17 protein-coding genes and 1 riboswitch are annotated in these 18,150 nt (G+C 66.3%); of the genes, 12 read left to right on the top strand and 5 right to left on the bottom strand.

Translation table 11 applies throughout. The features are described from left to right. Positions 1-27 precede the first annotated feature (27 nt). Both cycA and AB0H42_RS30565 read left to right on the top strand, forming a co-directional pair. A complete protein-coding gene (gene cycA, locus AB0H42_RS30570) occupies positions 28-1,509 on the top strand; it encodes a D-serine/D-alanine/glycine transporter (RefSeq protein ID WP_357062407.1) in 1,482 nt (493 codons plus the stop codon). A gap of 192 nt (positions 1,510-1,701) precedes the next feature. Further along, positions 1,702-1,947 (top strand): DUF3017 domain-containing protein, encoded by a 246-nt coding sequence (locus AB0H42_RS30565; RefSeq protein ID WP_083872253.1) that lies wholly within the window; start codon positions 1,702-1,704, stop codon positions 1,945-1,947. A 17-nt stretch (positions 1,948-1,964) separates the two neighbouring features. Here AB0H42_RS30565 and AB0H42_RS30560 read toward each other — a convergent pair whose 3' ends face one another. Continuing rightward, positions 1,965-3,074 carry a homoserine O-acetyltransferase gene (locus AB0H42_RS30560; RefSeq protein ID WP_357062406.1) on the bottom strand — a complete coding sequence of 370 codons (1,110 nt, stop codon included), beginning with the start codon at positions 3,072-3,074 and terminating at the stop codon, positions 1,965-1,967. Between the two features lie 287 nt (positions 3,075-3,361). Beyond that, a riboswitch (SAM riboswitch) is annotated at positions 3,362-3,472 on the bottom strand. A 275-nt stretch (positions 3,473-3,747) separates the two neighbouring features. Between AB0H42_RS30560 and AB0H42_RS30555 the strand changes: the two genes are divergently transcribed. Further along, the gene (locus AB0H42_RS30555) at positions 3,748-4,965 is read left to right on the top strand and encodes an NADP-dependent isocitrate dehydrogenase (RefSeq protein WP_357062404.1); all 1,218 of its coding nucleotides are present in this window, start codon (positions 3,748-3,750) and stop codon (positions 4,963-4,965) included. Positions 4,966-5,304: 339 nt separating this feature from the next. On the opposite strand, the gene AB0H42_RS30550 is transcribed toward AB0H42_RS30555, so the two are convergent. Next, on the bottom strand, positions 5,305-5,577 hold the full coding sequence (locus AB0H42_RS30550; protein WP_357062403.1) for a hypothetical protein: 273 nt from the start codon (positions 5,575-5,577) through the stop codon (positions 5,305-5,307). A gap of 35 nt (positions 5,578-5,612) precedes the next feature. Continuing rightward, entirely contained in the window at positions 5,613-6,602 is a 990-nt protein-coding gene (locus AB0H42_RS30545) for a hypothetical protein (protein ID WP_357062401.1), read from the bottom strand. Positions 6,603-7,200: 598 nt separating this feature from the next. Here AB0H42_RS30545 and AB0H42_RS30540 point away from each other — a divergent pair. Further along, complete coding sequence (locus AB0H42_RS30540; RefSeq protein WP_357062400.1) at positions 7,201-8,448, top strand: acyl-CoA dehydrogenase family protein; 1,248 nt, start codon at positions 7,201-7,203, stop codon at positions 8,446-8,448. A gap of 40 nt (positions 8,449-8,488) precedes the next feature. Here AB0H42_RS30540 and AB0H42_RS30535 read toward each other — a convergent pair whose 3' ends face one another. Continuing rightward, on the bottom strand, positions 8,489-9,337 hold the full coding sequence (locus AB0H42_RS30535; RefSeq protein ID WP_357062399.1) for an alpha/beta hydrolase: 849 nt from the start codon (positions 9,335-9,337) through the stop codon (positions 8,489-8,491). Positions 9,338-9,394: 57 nt separating this feature from the next. On the opposite strand from AB0H42_RS30535, the gene AB0H42_RS30530 reads away from it, so the two are divergent. Genes AB0H42_RS30530 through AB0H42_RS30520 form a run of 3 tightly spaced genes read left to right on the top strand, consistent with a single transcriptional unit; the run spans position 9,395 to position 11,158 of the window. After that, positions 9,395-10,177, top strand: coding sequence for an exodeoxyribonuclease III (locus AB0H42_RS30530; RefSeq protein WP_357062397.1), 783 nt, complete (start codon positions 9,395-9,397; stop codon positions 10,175-10,177). 10 nt (positions 10,178-10,187) lie between these two features. Then, positions 10,188-10,682, top strand: a complete 495-nt coding sequence (locus AB0H42_RS30525) for a ribonuclease domain-containing protein (RefSeq protein WP_357062395.1) — start codon at positions 10,188-10,190, stop codon at positions 10,680-10,682. Beyond that, entirely contained in the window at positions 10,682-11,158 is a 477-nt protein-coding gene (locus tag AB0H42_RS30520) for a barstar family protein (protein WP_357062393.1), read from the top strand. The genes AB0H42_RS30525 and AB0H42_RS30520 overlap by 1 nt, the downstream gene beginning before the upstream one ends. Before the next feature lie 20 nt (positions 11,159-11,178). On the opposite strand, the gene AB0H42_RS30515 is transcribed toward AB0H42_RS30520, so the two are convergent. Further along, positions 11,179-11,814, bottom strand: coding sequence for a TetR/AcrR family transcriptional regulator (locus AB0H42_RS30515; protein ID WP_357062391.1), 636 nt, complete (start codon positions 11,812-11,814; stop codon positions 11,179-11,181). A gap of 201 nt (positions 11,815-12,015) precedes the next feature. Between AB0H42_RS30515 and AB0H42_RS30510 the strand changes: the two genes are divergently transcribed. The 5 genes from AB0H42_RS30510 to AB0H42_RS30490 all read left to right on the top strand — a co-directional run bounded on the left by AB0H42_RS30510 (position 12,016) and on the right by AB0H42_RS30490 (position 18,148). Then, positions 12,016-12,969: an oxygenase MpaB family protein gene (locus AB0H42_RS30510; protein ID WP_357062390.1), complete on the top strand. Its 954-nt coding sequence runs from the start codon at positions 12,016-12,018 to the stop codon at positions 12,967-12,969. A gap of 155 nt (positions 12,970-13,124) precedes the next feature. After that, positions 13,125-14,159 (top strand): tryptophan--tRNA ligase, encoded by a 1,035-nt coding sequence (gene trpS, locus AB0H42_RS30505; protein WP_357062389.1) that lies wholly within the window; start codon positions 13,125-13,127, stop codon positions 14,157-14,159. 43 nt (positions 14,160-14,202) lie between these two features. Next, positions 14,203-15,231 carry an inner membrane protein YhjD gene (gene yhjD, locus AB0H42_RS30500; RefSeq protein ID WP_357062387.1) on the top strand — a complete coding sequence of 343 codons (1,029 nt, stop codon included), beginning with the start codon at positions 14,203-14,205 and terminating at the stop codon, positions 15,229-15,231. A gap of 417 nt (positions 15,232-15,648) precedes the next feature. After that, entirely contained in the window at positions 15,649-16,890 is a 1,242-nt protein-coding gene (locus tag AB0H42_RS30495; protein ID WP_357062385.1) for an MFS transporter, read from the top strand. Further along, a complete protein-coding gene (locus AB0H42_RS30490; protein WP_357062384.1) occupies positions 16,880-18,148 on the top strand; it encodes an ATP-grasp domain-containing protein in 1,269 nt (422 codons plus the stop codon). Before AB0H42_RS30495 ends, AB0H42_RS30490 begins: the two co-directional genes overlap by 11 nt. Positions 18,149-18,150: the final 2 nt, after the last annotated feature.

Genomic DNA, 18,150 nt, shown 5'->3' with positions numbered 1-18,150 from the left:
TGTCCGATTCATTCCGGAGGGAGAAATATGGCCGTGCTGCAGGGCCACGGTAATCCAGGCGACGACGCGAGCGGGGTGAGCGATCCGGGTGCCGGCCCGGAGAAGCTGAGCCGCCAGCTGGCGAACCGGCATATCCAGCTGATCGCGATCGGCGGCGCGATCGGCACCGGTCTGTTCATGGGTTCGGGTAAGACGATCTCGCTCGCCGGCCCCTCGGTGATCCTCGTCTACATGATCATCGGCTTCTTCCTCTTCTTCGTCATGCGGGCGATGGGGGAGCTGCTGCTGTCGAACTCCGGGTACAAATCGTTCAGCGATTTCGCCGGTGATCTGCTCGGCCCGTGGGCGGGTTTCTTCACCGGCTGGACCTACTGGTTCTGCTGGGTGGTCACCGGTATCGCCGATGTGGTGGCCATCGCCGGCTACGTGTCCTACTGGTGGGCGGATCTGCCGCTGTGGATACCCGCGCTGGTCTGCATCGTCGTCCTGCTGGTCCTCAATCTGCCCACGGTGCGCGCGTTCGGTGAGACCGAGTTCTGGTTCGCGCTGATCAAGGTGATCGCCATCGGCGCGCTGATCGTCACCGGACTGGTGATGGTGATCACCGGTTTCACCGGTGACAGCGGCACCACCGCCTCGCTGGCCAATCTGTGGAACGACGGCGGCTTCTTCCCGACCGGGCCCATGGGTTTCGTGGCCGGATTCCAGATCGCGGTTTTCGCCTTCGTGGGTATCGAACTGGTGGGCACCACGGCGGCCGAGGCCAAGAATCCCGAGCGCACGCTGCCCCGCGCGATCAACTCCATCCCGGTGCGCGTCCTGCTGTTCTACGTCGGCGCCCTGATCGTCATCTGCGCGGTGACCCCGTGGCGGGAGGTCTCGGCCGACGAGAGTCCGTTCGTGGCGATGTTCTCCCTGGCCGGGCTGGGTGTCGCGGCAAGTGTGGTCAACTTCGTGGTACTGACCAGCGCCACCTCCAGCGCGAACTCGGGGATCTACTCCACCTCGCGGATGGTGTACGGCCTGGCCGGTGACGGGGACGCTCCCGCCTTGTTCGGGAAACTGTCCCGGCGCAAGGTCCCGGCCAACGCGCTGCGTTTCTCGTGCGCGTTCCTGCTGATCGGGGTGGTGCTGCTCTACGCCGGACAGTCCATCGTCGAAGCGTTCACCGTGGTCACCACCATTTCGTCGCTGTGCTTCATGTTCGTCTGGACGATGATTCTGGCCAGCTACCTGGTCTACCGGAAGCGCCGGCCGCATCTGCACGCCGCGTCGACGTTCAAACTGCCGGGCGGTGTGCCGGCGGTCTGGGCGGTGCTGGCCTTCTTCGTGTTCCTGGTCTGGGCGCTCACCCAGCAGAGCGACACCCTGCAGGCTCTGCTGGTGACCCCCCTCTGGTTCGTGGTGCTGGGCGGGGCCTATCTGGTGGTGCGGCGCAGTCCGCACCATGCCGCTTTGCGCGAGCGGCATCGGGAAAAGGTCCTCGCCGAGAACGCCGCGCTGCGCTGATCTGTGCTGTGTCGATCCGCCCCGCCTCTGGTGGGGCGGATCGGGGCATTCGGGGCCCGCGCGGCGGATGGCGACGCAGACCTGATCGGCCGGATCTGGAACAATCGCCCCGTGACCGACGCCGCGACCCCGACCCACGACGATCCCGGCACCGGCAGCCGATGGGCCGGTTTCCTACGCTGCCATCTGCCGATGGTCGTGGTGGCGGTGGTGGTGCTGATCGCCGTGGTGTTCGTCGCGCAGGATCGCTGGCGCCGTGGTGCCTTCTTCTTCGGCGGCGCGACCCTCATCGCGGCCGCGTTCCGGCTGTGCCTGCCGACCGCCCGGGTCGGCCTGCTCGCGGTCCGCGGCAAACCATTCGATGTGGGCGCGCTGACCCTGCTGGGCGGCGCCGTGGTCTTCCTCGCCGCGACCATCAACACCCTCGGCGTGGGCTGACCGGGCCGCCGGCCCGGTCAGCGTCCGGCGCGGGCCAGGTTCAGCGTCTGAACCAGCAGCTTGCCGATGGCCGCCGCCTCGGTGAGGAAGGCATCGTGGCCGTCCCGCGAGGAGATCACCTCGAAATGCCGGCAGCCGGCCAGCCCGTCGGCCAGTTCCTGCTGAGTGTGCAGCGGGTACAGGCGGTCGGAATCGATACCGCCCACGATGCACGGCACCTCGGCGGCGGCCATCGCCGCCGCGATCCCGCCGCGGCCGCGACCGATATCGTGCCGGTTCATCGCCTCGCTCAGCAGCACATAGGTCGCCGGGTCGAAACGCCGGCCCAGCTTCTCGGCCTGGTACTCGAGATAGCTCTGCACCGCGTACCGGCCGCCGTCCCAGGGATCCTCGCCCTCCTGCGGGTTGTTGGCGAACCGGCTGTCCAGTTCGACGTCGGTGCGGTAGGTGAGGTGCGCGATCCGGCGCGCGATACCCATCCCGGCGATCGGCGCGCGCCCGGTGCCGTGGTAGTCGCCGCCCTGCCAGTCCGGGTCGCTGGTGATCGCCGCGATCTGGGTGCTCTGGGTGCCGATCTGGTCGGCGGTGGCCCGCGAGCCCACCGCGAGGACCAGCGCGGCGGCCAGGCGCTGCGGCGCGAGCAGCATCCATTCGAGGACGCGCATACCGCCCATCGAACCGCCGATCGCCGCGGCCAGCCGGGGCACGCCGAGCAGGTCGAACAACTTCAGTTCGGCCGCGACCTGGTCGCGGATGGAGATCCCCGGGAAGCGCGAACCCCACGGTGCGCCGTCCGGAGCGAGCGAGGCGGGGCCGGTGCTGCCCTGGCAGCCGCCGAGGACATTGGTCGCCACCACGCACCACTCGTCGGTGTCGATCGGTGCCCCCGGGCCGACCATCCCGTTCCACCATCCGGCCTGTGGATGGTCGTCGTCCGGGTCGCCCGAGACGTGCGAGTCACCGGTCAGCGCGTGCTCGATCAGGACGATGTTGTCCAGGGCCGGGGACAGTTTCCCCCAGCGCTGCACGGCCAGCCGGACCTGCGGCAGCCGGGCGCCGTTCTCGAGAGTGAGTTCGCCGATATCGACGTATCCGAGGGTGCCGTCGGCCGGCGGTAACTGGGCCACCGGCCGAGCGGTAATCGATTCGGTGCCCACCTTCACGCGAGGGCTTCCGCTGAACCAGCGAACGACACTGATGCCCGGAGCGTATGAATCGCCGCTGTGGATCCGGCTGTGCGGGCGCGGAGGCCGCCGGACACGACCGCTGGTCGGCGGCGGGCAGCTCCGGCAGCGGTCGCACCACGAGTACTGTGATCGCTCATATCGTGCTCCAGAAAATGGGGGATTTCTCGTCGAGTCGGGAGAATGCCGCGGTCAACGCGACCAGCACCGGCACAAATCGACGACCTCCTGACGTGCGCTTGCTCCCGGCTCTCGGGAGCCAGGTCATCACCCGGAGCACCCCACCGCAGCAGGAGGGTTGCCGGCCAGCGAGCCGGGGCTTGGTGCTGGCGCTCATGACCTGCCGAATATGGTAGCCGGGCGCCGATACGGATCGAAATCGGCATACGCGCCCACCAGGTAATCTTGTGGCGTGTCTCACCCCTGTGAGATCTCACTACCGGGGCTGGCTGCACCGTGAGACCGCCACAAGCAGTACGCTCGTCTTGGTTACACCAGACGTCTCGTGGACAACGCGGGATGTATACGTTGTCTGTTGAACAGCTGGGGTCCGCTCACAAGCGTGTTCGCCTGGCCGTGCAATGAGGGCACCAGTCTTAGGAGGACACGAAGATCCATGTCCAAGATCAAGGTTGAAGGCACCGTCGTTGAACTCGACGGCGACGAGATGACCCGGATCATCTGGCAGTTCATCAAGGACAAGCTGATCCACCCGTACCTCGATGTGAACCTCGAGTACTACGACCTGGGAATCGAATACCGCGACAAAACCGACGACCAGGTCACCGTCGACGCTGCCAATGCCATCAAGCAGCACGGTGTCGGCGTCAAATGCGCGACGATCACCCCCGACGAGGCCCGCGTCGAGGAATTCGGCCTCAAGAAGATGTGGCGGTCGCCCAACGGCACCATCCGCAACATTCTCGGCGGCACCATCTTCCGCGCGCCGATCATCATCTCCAACGTTCCGCGCCTGGTACCGGGTTGGACCAAGCCGATCATCATCGGCCGTCACGCCTTCGGCGACCAGTACCGCGCGACCGACTTCAAGGTCTTCCAGGCCGGCACCGTCACCCTCACCTTCACTCCCGAGGACGGTAGCGAGCCCATCGTGCACGAGGTCGTGCAGATGCCGGAGGACGGCGGCGTCGTGATGGGTATGTACAACTTCAAGAAGTCCATCGAGGACTTCGCGCGCGCCTCGTTCAACTACGGGCTGCAGCAGAACTACCCCGTCTACATGTCGACGAAGAACACCATCCTCAAGGCCTACGACGGCATGTTCAAGGACACCTTCGAGGCGGTCTTCGAAGCCGAGTTCAAGAGCCAGTTCGAGGCGGCCGGTCTCACCTACGAGCACCGGCTGATCGACGATATGGTCGCCTCCTCCATGAAGTGGGAGGGCGGCTACGTCTGGGCCTGCAAGAACTACGACGGCGATGTGCAGTCCGATACGGTCGCGCAGGGCTTCGGGTCGCTCGGCCTGATGACCTCGGTGCTGCTGACCCCGGACGGCCGGACCTGTGAAGCCGAGGCCGCGCACGGCACGGTCACCCGGCACTACCGCCAGCACCAGCAGGGCAAGCCGACGTCGACCAACCCGATCGCGTCGATCTTCGCCTGGACCCGCGGCCTCGAGCACCGGGGCAAGCTGGACAACACCCCCGAGGTCATCGGTTTCGCCCAGACCCTGGAGGACGTGGTCATCAAGACCGTCGAGGGCGGGCAGATGACCAAGGACCTGGCGGCGTTGGTCGGCGGGGACCAGGGCTACCTCACCACCGAGGAGTTCCTGGCCGCGCTGGACGCCAACCTGGCCAGCGCATTGCGCTGACAGACCGACTCCGCGGGACCGGCGAGGCGAACGCCGATCGCCGATCCCGCGGATCGGGCGTGGTCGTAACCGGCGGCTCACGCCGTTGAAGGATGGCGTCGGCCCGCCTCCGGCTGGAACGAGAGTTCGGTCCCCCGACGCAGACCGCCGGAGATAGGCTGCCCGGAGCGGGTTGCCCGAACTACGGTGTGCCGACCGTTCGGCCACCGCCGTCGGGACGCAGGCGCCGATCGTGCCAGGGTGCGCGTCTGTGGACTCCCGTGCGTGCCGGGGTGGTGCGGGTTCGTTCCAAGGGTTTCCCACCCTGTGGGGGACCTCCGGGTGACCAGGGGTGCTTGCTCACCCTATGCGTTTCCACACCGGATTCTTCACCACGTAATAGCGCTCGCGGGCATGCGCGAGGTGTGCGGGAATATCGGGCGTGGTGTCGATCTCCTCGCCGAGTACTCCGGTGACTTCGAATGCGCCGTACTTTTCGGTGTCTGCCCATCGGGCCAGCCCATCGATGTAGACGTAGGAATTGGTTCCGCAGCGCAGGACAGCGCCCGACATGGCGTTCTCCGCCATGCCATAGAGTACGACTTCCTCGTTGAGATAATCGGCGAGATCCATTGCTTCCATTCTCAACCTGTGCCGGCTTCGGGATATCAGGTCAACGTGGTTCTCGTAAAAGCAACACACATCACTGCACTATCGAAGTCATCCAGTCCGGCGAAGAACACCTCCGGCGAGCATTGATAGAACCGCATCGGGTCTGCGGCTCGGCGAGCCGCATCGGAATGTTCGGCATGATTTACATTCCACCAGCTTCCATTCTGCTCGTCGTACCATCCGTAGTCGAATTTTATGAATCCCGGTTTTCCCTTGTAGAGGTCTCGGGACATATCCACTTGGCCGGTGTCCGCGTTCGGAGCGAATCTGTCCGGATCCGGTAGGTCGCCGGCCCGTCCCTGCGGGTTGCCGAATATATCTCGCGCCACCTGCCCCGCCGCGTCGAGAGTCTCGATCTGGCCGGACCAGAAGTGTTTGCTGAATACCGTCGCGCGGACATCCGTCAGATCGCCGGAGGGCAGTGACTCCGCGATCCCGTGCAGGCCCGCCAGCTGTTCGTCCTGCCGTGCGATGCGCTCGAATTCGGTGGCGTTGTTCGGTTTGCCCGCGACGATTTCATTGAACTTGTCGGCGATGCCGGCTGCTCTCTCGAACGCAAGGCGGTTGCCCTCGGTCTTTGCGGCCTCACGTCTGTTCTGAAGATCGGTGATGTCGTATGACTTCATCGCATCGGACCAGTAACCGCGTGTGATCGCCTTGGCTCGGCCGAAGATATCTTCCAAATCCGTGATCTTTTTTCGAATTTCGTCTGATGCGGCGGGGTCGGCCGTCTTCAGTGCTGTCCGATAACTCCTGAGTTCCCGCGCGAGACTGTTGACGGCGGCGGTATTCACCTCGCCCGGCCCCAGAATCTTTTCCGCCTCCGAGACCGCTCGGTGGGCACGAGCGTCTGCGAACGCGAGATGCAGTGGAGGTCGATCGATACCGGTGCGGCCCAACCGCACCATCGTCGCACCGATGCAACCCAGATCGAGCAGTTTCCGCTCCGACCACGACAGAGGCCTACCGCGCCGGTCTTCGAACATGGCGATGTACTCCGCTTTCGAGTATGCACGTCGCCCTGCCGCCGCACCGCCCGCGACTCATGGGGGAGGGCCGACGACCCGCCGATGCGCGCTCTGTCGCTGGTCCGCAGCGTACTGTCGGCCTCGGTCAGACGCGAAACAGCGGCGCTGTCGGTGATCATATCCGCTGCTCGGCCGACCGCTCTTTCCGTCGGGCGGATGCCCCTCTCGGAGATGTCTTCGGCGGCACGTGTCGCGGCGGTAGCGAGCCGTTCTGCGGCTTCTCGGGCCGCCCGGTTGGCGGAACTGGTCATTGAAGCCCTCCCACCGGCATCCGCAGGGCTCGGATATCAGGAGCCGCAAGCCTGCGACCCGATGATCGACCGCTCCGGAAATGCGACAGAACGATCGGGCCGCGCACGGATCATACTGTCCAGCCGGATCGAAGCCCGTGACCCGTCGGCTTCAGTGGGAAGTCGACGGGTCACGGTCGGCGAGGGGATTATCGCCGGGTTCGCAGCGCCGCGCCTCCAGAACTGGCAGGCTGTCAACAAGGCGGACCATGCGCGGTGCGTGGGGTCCGCCGATGTCAGTGTGCTGGAATACCGGAGGAACGACGATGTTCGAATGGTCCGAAACCGACCTGATGGTCCGCGATGCGGTGCGGAAGTTCATCGATAAGGAAGTGCGACCCCACCTGGACGCATTGGACAGCGGGGAGATGCTGCCCTATCCGATCCTGCGCAAGCTGTACGCGGATTTCGGTATCGGCGCCATGGCCGAGGAGGCGCTGAACAAGCAGCTGGCGGCGAAGCAGGCGGCTGCCGACGGGACGGAGAAGCCGGCCGCGGCGGACACGGACGGGTCCGGCGGTGGTTTCGATCAGCAGACGATGATGGCCGTGCTGACCAGTGAACTCTCCGGCGTCTGTATGGGTCTGTGTAGCTCGCTCGGGGTGAGCACCGGACTCGGCGGCGCCACCATCCTGTCCCGGGGCACACTCGCCCAGCAGCAGCGGTGGGTGCCCGATATTGTCGGCCTCCGCAAGATCGCGTGCTGGGCCATCACCGAACCCGATTCCGGATCCGACGCGTTCGGCGGGATGAAGACCTACGTGCGACGTGACGGTGAGGACTACATCCTCAACGGTCAGAAGACGTTCATCACCAACGGTCCCTTCGCCGACACCCTGGTCGTCTACGCGAAACTGGACGAGGGCGACGGCACCCCGTCCCGCGACCGCAAGGTGCTCACCTTTGTCCTCGACGCGGGCATGGAGGGGCTCACCCAGGGCAAACCCTTCAAGAAGATGGGCCTGCACGCCTCGCCCACCGGGGAGCTTTTCTTCGACAACGTCCGTCTCGGCCGCGACCGATTACTCGGCGAAACCGAGGAGCACCGCGGCGGCGACGGACGGGAGAGCGCCAAATCCAGTTTCGTGGCCGAGCGGGTCGGCATCGGGTTCATGGCCTTGGGCGTCATCAACGAATGCCTGCGCCTGTGCACCGATTACGCCCGCAACCGGAAACTGTGGGGCCAGGAGATCGGCCGCTTCCAGCTCATCCAGCTCAAACTGGCGAAGATGGAGGTCGCCCGGATCAATGTGCAGAACATGGTGTTCAACATCATCGAGCGCGGGCGGGCCGGTAAACCGCTGAGCCTTTCGGAGGCCTCGGCCGTGAAGCTGTACTCGTCGGAGACCGCGACCGAGGTGGCGATGGAGGCGGTGCAGCTGTTCGGCGGAAACGGCTACATGTCGGAATACCGGGTGGAGCAGCTGGCTCGCGACGCGAAATCACTCATGATCTACGCGGGCAGCAACGAGATCCAGGTGACCCACGTGGCCAAGGGCCTCCTCGGGAACTGAGCACGGTGGTGAGCCGAGGGCCTCGACCCCGCGCGCCGATTCACACAGCGCGCAGGTGGTCGCGGCTGGCGTAGATGTGCTCGGCGATGAGGTTCGCGACCCGCTCCGGGGTCTCCAGCATCGGTATATGACCCGCTCGGCGCATCATGATCCGGTCCGCCGACTCCGGCAGTTCGCGCAGGAACCGGCGTCCGTAGGTCTGTGCCGGCAGGAGCCGGTCGGAATCGGCGAGGATCAGCCGGACCGGAGTGTTCGGCTCGGACATATCCGCCAGGCCAGGTCCGCGCAGGGTGGCGGCGACCAGCGGGCGCAGCGCCGGACAGTGCAGCGCCGCGCGGATCTGGGTCGCGATATCGGCGCGCGGGACATCGTTGACATTACGGACCAGCAGATGGGCGACCGCGCGCCGGACCACCCGGCTGTCGGTCGGGAAATCACCCAGCTTCCCGCCGAATTCGAGGAGCGGGGTCAACGCGATGAATTTGGCGGCCGCGTAGATCTGCGCCGCCGAGGGGGTGCGCCAGCCGCCGGCCGGCGCGATGGCGGTGAGGGTGCGGGCGCGGCCGCGCCGGGCCAGTTCGAACCCCACCCAGGCGCCGAGCGAATTGCCGGCGATATGGCAGGTACGCCAGCCGAGGTCGTCGAGCTGGGCCGCGACCCGGTCGGCGATCGTCGGCACCGTGTAGTCGTCGTCGGGGAACTCCGGGCCGCCCCAGTGCCCCGCCAGCGCTGGGGCGAAGACCTCGCAGCGTGCCGCGAGACGGGTCGCGGTCTGCTCCCAGCAGTGCGGGGAGAGCAGGAAACCGTGGAGCAGCAGGAGCGGGGCGCCCGATCCCAGGTGGAGAGCCTTGACGGGTCCGGATGACGGGGTAGCTGAGGTGCCTGACATCGATGTCGTCACCCCTTCCTGGCAAGTAGCGGTGACCTGTCATTGTACGGTCGATCGGTGCCGTACATCCTTTCCACTGTCAATGTCAACGGGGTCCGGGCGGCCGCGGGCAAAGGGCTGCTCGCCTGGTTGGCCCGAACCGAGGCCGATATCGTCTGCCTGCAGGAAACGCGTGCCGACGATGCCCAGGTGGCCGCCGCGCTCGCGCCCGCACTGGACGACGGATGGTCGCTCGCCCACGCCGAACCCGGTGCCAAAGGCCGGGCGGGGGTGGGGGTGCTGGCGCGGCGTCCGATGCGATCGGTGCGGATCGGGATCGAACCGGACAGCGAGTTCGCGACCACCGGCCGCTACCTCGAGGTCGAGTTCGACGAGGTGACCGTCGCGAGCGTGTACGTCCATACCGGAGAGGCGGATACGCCCCGGCAGGACGAGAAGTACCGATTCCTCGACGAACTGGCCGTCCGGATGTCCACCCGCACGGATGCTTTCGTCATCGCGGGGGATTGGAATATCGCGCACACCGAACGAGACCTGAAGAACTGGAAGGGAAACCTGAAGAAATCCGGTTTCCTGCCCGCCGAACGGGCCTGGCTGGACCGGCAATTGGCGGCCGGGTACGTCGATGTCGTCCGGGAACTTCACCCGGAGGGTGACGGTCCGTTCAGTTGGTGGTCGTATCGTGGGCGCGCGTTCGACAACGACACCGGCTGGCGGATCGATTACCAGCTGGCGACACCGCAGGCCGCCGAACGGGCGAAGCAGGCGGTGGTCGAACGTGCCGCGACCTACGCGGAACGCTGGTCGGACCATGCTCCGGTGACGGTCCAGTATCGATGAAGGGGTAGTCGTGCGTGCGAAAGTTGTGAAGGTCCTCTCCGCGGTGGGCGCGGTGGTGGTGGCGGTGGTGGTCGCCCTGCTCGGCAGCCAGGGTGGAGACGACAGCGGTTCCCCCGCCGCGGCGCTACGGTCGGAGACCGCGGCGGCCGCCACGTCGGTCGCGCCGAAGCCCGCACCGGGCCGGAGCACCGCGGCCGATGCCCCGGTGGTGTCGAGGGTGGCCGGGGTACCCGACCGTGCCTACGCCACACTCGCGGAGATCGATGCCGGGCGCTGGCCCGATTCGGCGAACGCGCCGGGAACCAAGGGCGGTGTTCCGTTCGGGAACCGGGAGGGTCGGTTGCCGGCCGCGGACTCCGTAGGCAAGGCGATCAAATACCAGGAGTGGGATGTGAACCCGAAGAAACCGGGACAGTCCCGCGACGCCGAACGCATCGTCACCGGCAGCGACGGGTCGGCCTGGTACACCGGCGACCACTACGACACCTTCACCAGGATGCGCTGATGGCCGAACCCGTCCTGCTGGCCGATTTTCTCACCCTCCCGCAGCACGAATCGACAGCCACCGCCCCGCCGGCCGTGGGTGTGACGACCGTGGACGCCGCCGAGTTCAGCCGGGTGCGTTACAGCGCGCCCGCCGGCTACCGGGTGCGCGAAGTCCGCGGCAGCCGGACGCGCACGGTGGCGGCGTTGTTCGACGAATTCGCGGCGGCGCTGCAATTCCCGTACTACTTCCGGCCGAACAAGGACGCGTTCGACGAATGCCTGTTCAATCTGGAGGATCTGCTCGGGGACGCCACCGGCTATGTGGTGGCCGTCCGCGATGCCGAGCAACTGCTCGCGGACGCGCCGGGGGAGCGGGAGTGGTTCGATTCGGTGCTCGCCGAATGCGCGGAATTCTGGACCTCGCGGGAGGTGGCGTTCCGGGTCGTGCTGCAGGGGGCGCCGGAGGGGCTGACCGCGGTTCCCGTCCGCGTCTGATCGCCCGTGCGTGGAACGGTTCAGTTGCCGCGGCGCGCGAAATCCTCTCCGAGCAGGACGAAGACGTCGGTGGTGTATTCGATCAGCTGGTCCCGGCCGATCGGCAGATCACCGCGCACCCAGCCGGTGAGTGTCTGGACCAGCCCGCCCACCAGATAGGTGGCCCGGAAATCGATCACCGGGTCCGGCGCCGGATCGCGGACACCGTAGAACTCGATCCCCTCACTGGCCACCAGCCGGGCGAAGACCCGGATCGTCTCGGTGGTGCGCGCCCGTAACTGCGGGGTCGCCATCGCGGCGACCATGGTGACCTCGGTTTTGCGGGGGTCGTCGGTGAGCAGGTGGATACCGGCGGTGATGGCCGCATGCGCCTTGGCCCGTGAATCGTCACCGGCGGTCTGCAGGGCCGCCGCGATCGCGATCACCAGTTCCTCGGCGATACCGTCGACCAGCGCGGTGAGTACATCGTCCCGGCTGCTGAAACTCTCGTAGTAGTAGCGCTCGTTGAGCCCCGCTTCCGAGCACATCCCGGACACGGTGAGTTTGTCCAGTCCCTGGGTGCCGATGATTTCCAGCGCCGCGTCCAGGAGCGCGGACCGTCGTTGAGTCTGCCGTTCCGCCGCGGACAAACCGCCATAGGTGCGCTGCGCTGCCATAGCCCGAGTTTATTGGTGCGCGCCGGACATGCAGGTGCCGGTCGCACGGTGAAATGAGGCTTGCACAGGGCCCTGCGCGAGTCCACACGGAACCCCGGCCGCAATTTGGGAACAGCTCTTGCCAGAAACTGTCCAACTGGTAGATGCTATTGCCAGATGCGGGTGCGCAGTGCTCGACGTGGAGCGGACCAGGAGGCTGAGATGGCCGTGGACACCGGATACTTTTCCGACGACTCGATGATCCGGCGGGTGATGCGGAAACGCGCCGTAGGCCTCACCTACGGGCTGCGGGCGCTGGTGATCGGCGCGGTGAACCCCTTGCTCTATGTGGGGACCGCCGAATCGACCGCGCATCGCGACACCCCCTACACCCGGCTGGCGCTCACCGGGAAACTCTTCGAAGCCGTCTTCTTCGGCAGCCGGGCGGAGGCCGACCGGGCGCTGGAGTTCACCGGGAAGAAGCACGCGAAGGTGCAGGGCCGGCTACCCGAGGACGCGGGGACGCACCACCCGGCGGGGTCCGCCTACTCCGCATATGACCCGCATCTGAGCTTCATGACCATGGCGTTCACCTTCGAATCGGCCGAGGTCATGTACGACCTGCTGGTCCGGCGGCTCAGCGCTACCGAACGCGAGGACCTGTACCAGGACTATGTGCGCTGGGGTGAGCTGTTCGGCATGCCGCGAGAGGCGGCGCCGGCGGACTACCGGGCGTTCCGGGCGTACTTCGACAGCTACCTGGTCTCCGACGAGCTGTTCCTCACCGACGAGGCGCGCAAGGTGGGCAACTATCTGTCCGGGCACGTGGTGCCCTATCCGCAGCGCGCGCCGGGCCGGCAGGTGAGTTCGGCGTACTACCTGCTGGTCCAGGGCAGCCTGCCGGGGCGGATCCGCGAAATGTACGGGATCGAGTGGAAACGCACCGACGAGATCGCCTACCGCGGACTGGCGCAGTCGGTGCGCAATGCGCACAGCGTCCCCTCGGTGCTGGTACCGCGGCCGGTGAAAACCGCGCTCAACGGGCCGAGCGCGCCGCTGTACCGGCTGATCAAGAAACAGGAGCAGCGTCTGGCCCGGGAGGGGAGGCGCAGTATGCCCGGGATCGATCCGCGTCGGCACGCGCGGGTCAGGCCCGGAGGCGGTAGCGCAGCGTGACCACGCAGGGCCCGCGCTCGTGCCCGATGGATCGGCACGTGCGGGTCAGGCCCGGAGGCGGTAGCGCAGCGTAACCACGCAGGGCCCGCGCTCGGCCCGATGGATACAGCGGGCGGAGCGAAATTCGGGTCGAGCCGCATGCCAAAATCATGGGCATGTCCAGTCCTGCGCAGACCCCGGCCGCCGGGGAACGTAAACAGCGGGTGCTCTCCGGTATCCAGCCGACCAGTGCCTCGTTCCACCTCGGGAACTACCTCGGTGCCCTGCAGTACTGGGTCAATATGCAGGACGAATACGACACGCTGTACTTCATCCCGAATATGCACGCGATCACGGTGGCGCAGGATCCCAAGGAACTGCGCCGCCGTACCCGGGTCGCGGCCGCGCAGCTGCTGGCGCTGGGTATCGACCCCGAGCGCTCGACCCTGTTCGTGCAGTCGCAGGTGCCCGAGCACGCCGAACTGACCTGGGTGCTGAGCTGCATCACCGGGTTCGGCGAGGCGAGCCGGATGACCCAGTTCAAGGACAAGTCGGTGAAACAGGGGTCGGACAACACCACCGTCGGCCTGTTCACCTATCCGGTACTGATGGCGGCCGATATCCTGCTCTACCGGGCCCATCAGGTGCCGGTGGGGGAAGACCAGCGGCAGCATCTCGAGCTCACCCGCAACCTCGCGCAGCGGTTCAACACCCGGTTCAAGAAGACTTTCGTGGTCCCGGAGGCCCATATCGTCAAGGGCACCGCGAAGATCTACGACCTGCAGGATCCCACCGCGAAGATGAGCAAGTCCGCGAGTTCGGACGCAGGTCTGATCAACCTCCTCGACGATCCCGAGGTGACGGCGAAGAAGGTGCGCTCGGCGGTTACCGATACCGAGCGCGAGATCCGCTACGACGTCGAGCACAAGCCGGGCGTCAGCAATCTGCTGGTGATCCTGTCGGCGCTGACCGAGACGCCGATCGTGACCCTGGAGAAGGATTACACCGGCCGTGGGTACGGCGACCTGAAAGCCGACGTCGCCGGCGCACTGGTCGAATTTGTCACGCCGCTGCGTGCGACAGTGGAAGAGTACATGGCGGATCAGGGTGAACTCGATCGCATACTCGCCACCGGAGCCGAGCGTGCGCGCGAGATCGCCGGCAACACACTCGCACAGGTTTACGACCGGGTCGGGTTCCTGACCCACTGATATCGGTCCGTGGACGTGCGTGTGGCGATGAGGGGCGCGAACAGTGCAGGTGATCGACAACGGCAAGGCCGCAGTCCAGCGCATGATCGGACAGCGGCCGTGGCTCGACCATCTGGTGCGCGCGGCCGGTAGATATCAGAGTCAGCGCGGCGACTACTACGCGGCGGGCATCACGTATTTCACTGTGCTGTCCCTGTTCCCGCTGCTGATGATCGCCTTCGCCATCGCGGGCTTCGTGCTCGCGGGCAATGCCGAGCTGCTCGGCGAACTGCAGGAGAAGGTCGTCGAGAACATTCCGGGCGAGATGGGTGATCAGCTCAACGATCTGATCGACCAGGCGGTGAACTCGCGCGGGACGGTGGGTGTGCTCGGTCTGCTCACCGGGTTGTACTCCGGTCTCGGCTGGATGGCGAACCTGCGCAAGGCGCTCACCGAACAGTGGGAGCAGCCCTCGGACGAGGACAACTGGCTGCGCACCAAACTATCGGACCTCGGTGCGCTGCTGGGTTTTTTCCTCGCCTTGGTGGTGTCGCTCGGCTTGTCGGCGGTGGCGTCGAGCCGGCTCGGCGTGCAACTGCTCGAACTGGTGGGGCTCGACGAGATGCCCGGGGTGCGCTGGCTGCTGTGGCTGCTGTCCACGGTGCTCGCCATGGTGGCCTCGTGGGCGCTGTTCGCCTGGATCATCGCCCGGCTGCCGCGGGAGCCGGTCACCCTGCGCAGCGCGCTGAAGGCCGCGGCGCTGGCGGCGGTGGGCTTCGAGATCTTCAAGAACATCGCCGGAATCTATATGCGGTCGGTACTGAACAGCCCGGCCGGCGCCGCCTTCGGCTCGATCATCGGCATCATGGTGTTCAGTTACGTGGTCTATCGGATCATCCTGTTCGCCACGGCGTGGGCGGCGACGGCGCGGGAGAACGAACAACTGGCCTCGGTGCCGGTCCCCGTGCCGGCACTGATCCGGCCGCGAATGGACAGCGGCCGGCCGGGGTTGGCCGGTGGAGCCGCGCTGTTCGGCGCGGGTGCGCTCGCCACGCTGGGAATCAGCCGGTTGCGCCGCCGCCGACGCGGCTGAGCGGCACGCCCGGACGCGCGTAACCCCGCGGGACACTCGCTGTTCGGGCATATTTCACCTCGGCGCACCGGGCCCGAACCGCGGGCGGCCGGTGGCGCCATATGCGAATACTTAGGCCCCGAATCGGCGCTTTCACCGGGTCCGCGCGGTCGCATTCGGCCCGCCGGGGTACTTAAGTACCCCGGCGGATAAGCGCATATGCAACCGAATACGGATATTTCGGTTCGCGTGACGGATGTTCCGGGACGGCGCTTGTCTTATGGTCCGATCCGAGGCAGCTCGATACCCGGAAATTTACCGGGGCGCAGAGTATTTGGCATGCTGCCGAGCAGAGGAGGACCCGGTGGATTCCGAGGCGTCGACCCGGCATCCCGCGCCAGAGGTGGTGCGCCCGGGGGATTCGAGGCGGAGTACCCGTTGGCCGTCGCGTTAGCAGGCAAGCGGAAACCACCGACGTTTCCCGCGGAAGTATGGATCATATCGATCACCACCTTTCTGAGCAGGTCGGTCGGCTTTCTGGCGCTGTTCTCCACGGTGTTCTACAAATCGATGGGGCTGAGTCCCTCGGCGCTGACCCTCGCATTGTTCGCGGGGGGTTTCGCCGGTGTACTCGGCTCGGTCGCCGGTGGCTGGTTCGCCGCCCGTTTCGGCTCCACCGATGTGCTCATCGCCGGGTCCTTGCTCAATGTTCCGCTGCTGTACATGCTCGGTATGTCGACGAACGATCCGGTACCGGCCATTGTGCTCGCTTCGCTGAGCGTGGCGTTGACGCAATCGTTCTCGGGGCCGGCCGCGGCGCTGGTCACGGGATCGGCCTACGAGGGAAATACCGTCACGGTGGTCGCTTTCCACCGTATTTTCCTCAGCAGCGGTGTCACGGTGGCTCCGATCATGGTTTCCGCGGTGGGTGAGCACAACTTCTCGATGCTGTTCTATCTGTCCGCCCTCGGGTCGGCGGGCACCGCCGCCTTCTTGTTCTCCGAGCGCGCCAGACTCCGGGGTGCCGAGGTGCTGGCGGCGGCGCGGGAACGAAACGCATCCGCGCCCGATCTCGTCGCCGATTCCGCCGCGGCGGTGCCGTACGATCCGTCCCGCGTGTCGCGGCTGTGGGCGGTGGTCGTGGTATTCGGCACGGCCATGGCGGTCTACGCGCAGAGTATGAGCGGCATCCCCCTGTCGGTCGAGAAGATTTCCGACGGTGGTCAGCTCTACAGCATCCTGCTCGTCATCAATTCACTCTTCATCATCTTCTTCGAGCTGCCGATCAGTACGCTGACGGCCAGACTGAAGTGGAACTACGCGCTGGGGCTGGGGATCTTCGTCACCGGGCTCGGGCTCGCCGTCTGCGGCGCCGGGTCGAGCTGGACCGTGTGCATTGTCGGATTCGTGCTCTTCTCGCTGGGCGAGGCCATATTCATCCCGCAGGCGAGCGCTTCGATAGCCAATATCTCGACACCTTCGGAGAACCCGAGATACCAGGGATACCTGTCGGCCGCCCAGTCCTTCGGTTTCGCGGTGGGCCCGGGCCTCGGCGCCTTCGGGGTGCTGCACGACAGCGCGCTGTACTGGACGCTCGTCATCCAGATCTCGTTCGCCGCGGGTGCGGTGGCGGTAGTTGCAGGAATGTCCAAGGACAGGAGTTCGGTTCGTGTCGGATAATTCGGTATTGATCGTGGATCCCGTGAGCTCGGGGAAGCTGTATCCCCGCGTGCTCCAGCAGTACGGGATCGAACCCATCCTCCTGGATACCGACCATGCGCTGGTATCGGAATTCCGTACCGTCCCCACTCCGGGGGCCCTGGATTTCGCCGCCGATCTCGGTAATTCCTATGAGGCGCTGCTGCGTATGTGCACGGAGCGGTCGGTCGCCTATGTCATCGCCGGGTCCGAACCCGGTGTCGAATTGGCCGAGCGGCTCCGCGCCGATATTCCGGGTTGCCCGACCGGCGAGATGATGCTGCCGCAGCGAAGATGGGATAAGCAGTACATGTTCGAGGCCCTGGCCGCCGCCGGGGTACCGACACTGACCACCCGGGCCGTCCCCGCGGGTCACGACGCCGTCCCGGCCGAAGCGGTGGCCGAACTACGCGCGGGCCGCAAGCTGGTGGTGAAACCGGCCCGCGGTGCCGCCTCCGTCGGGGTCCGGCTGGTCGAGACCCCCGGCCAGTTGGCCGAGGCGGTCACCGCGATCACCGACAGCGCCGGACTGTTCGGTGGCACCTCGGCCGCCCTCGTCCAGGAGATGTACCCGGCCCCCCGGGTGGAATACGCCGTGGACACCTTCTCCACTCCGGCCGGACACGAACTCGTCTGCGTCACCGTGTACGACAAATGGGTCTCCGATTCCGGTGATTTCGTCTACGAGAAGGGCCGGTGGCTCGACCACGACGATCCGATCGTGTGGGAACTGGCCGAGTACGCGCGCCGGGTACTCGATGCGCTGGGCATGCGGATCGGGCCCGCGCATATGGAGATCATGTCCGGCCCGCTGGGTCCCCGGCTGATCGATTTCGGGGCGCGCGCCCATGGCATCGGCCACCCGCAGCACACCCATGTGCTGACCGGTACCTCGCAAATTCATCGCGAGAGCGAATACATCGCCGAACTCTTCGGTATGCGCGCGCCGGCCGAACGTGGCAACGGCTATGTATTGTCCCGGCCCGGTGCGCTGGTGCTGCTCAGTGTCGAGCGGGAGGCCCGGTACCTGGGCGGCGCCGAGGCGGAATTGGCGGACCTGCCCGGTGTGCAGGAGGTCCGGATGGCGGCCGAGCCGGGGAAGACCTATCCGGCGACCAAATCCATGATGGATTCGGTGGCGCTCGGCCTGGTGTTCGTGGTCGCGGATACCGCCGATGAACTGGATTTCCGGTGCACCGAAGTACGGAAGCGGGCCGGCGACTTCTTCACCACGAATTGAAC

It is taken from the genome of Nocardia sp. NPDC050799, from assembly GCF_040654015.1.
Taxonomy (GTDB): Bacteria; Actinomycetota; Actinomycetes; order Mycobacteriales; family Mycobacteriaceae; genus Nocardia.
The sequence above is the reverse complement of the archived record's forward strand: the minus strand, read 5'-3'. Positions and strand labels throughout refer to the sequence as shown.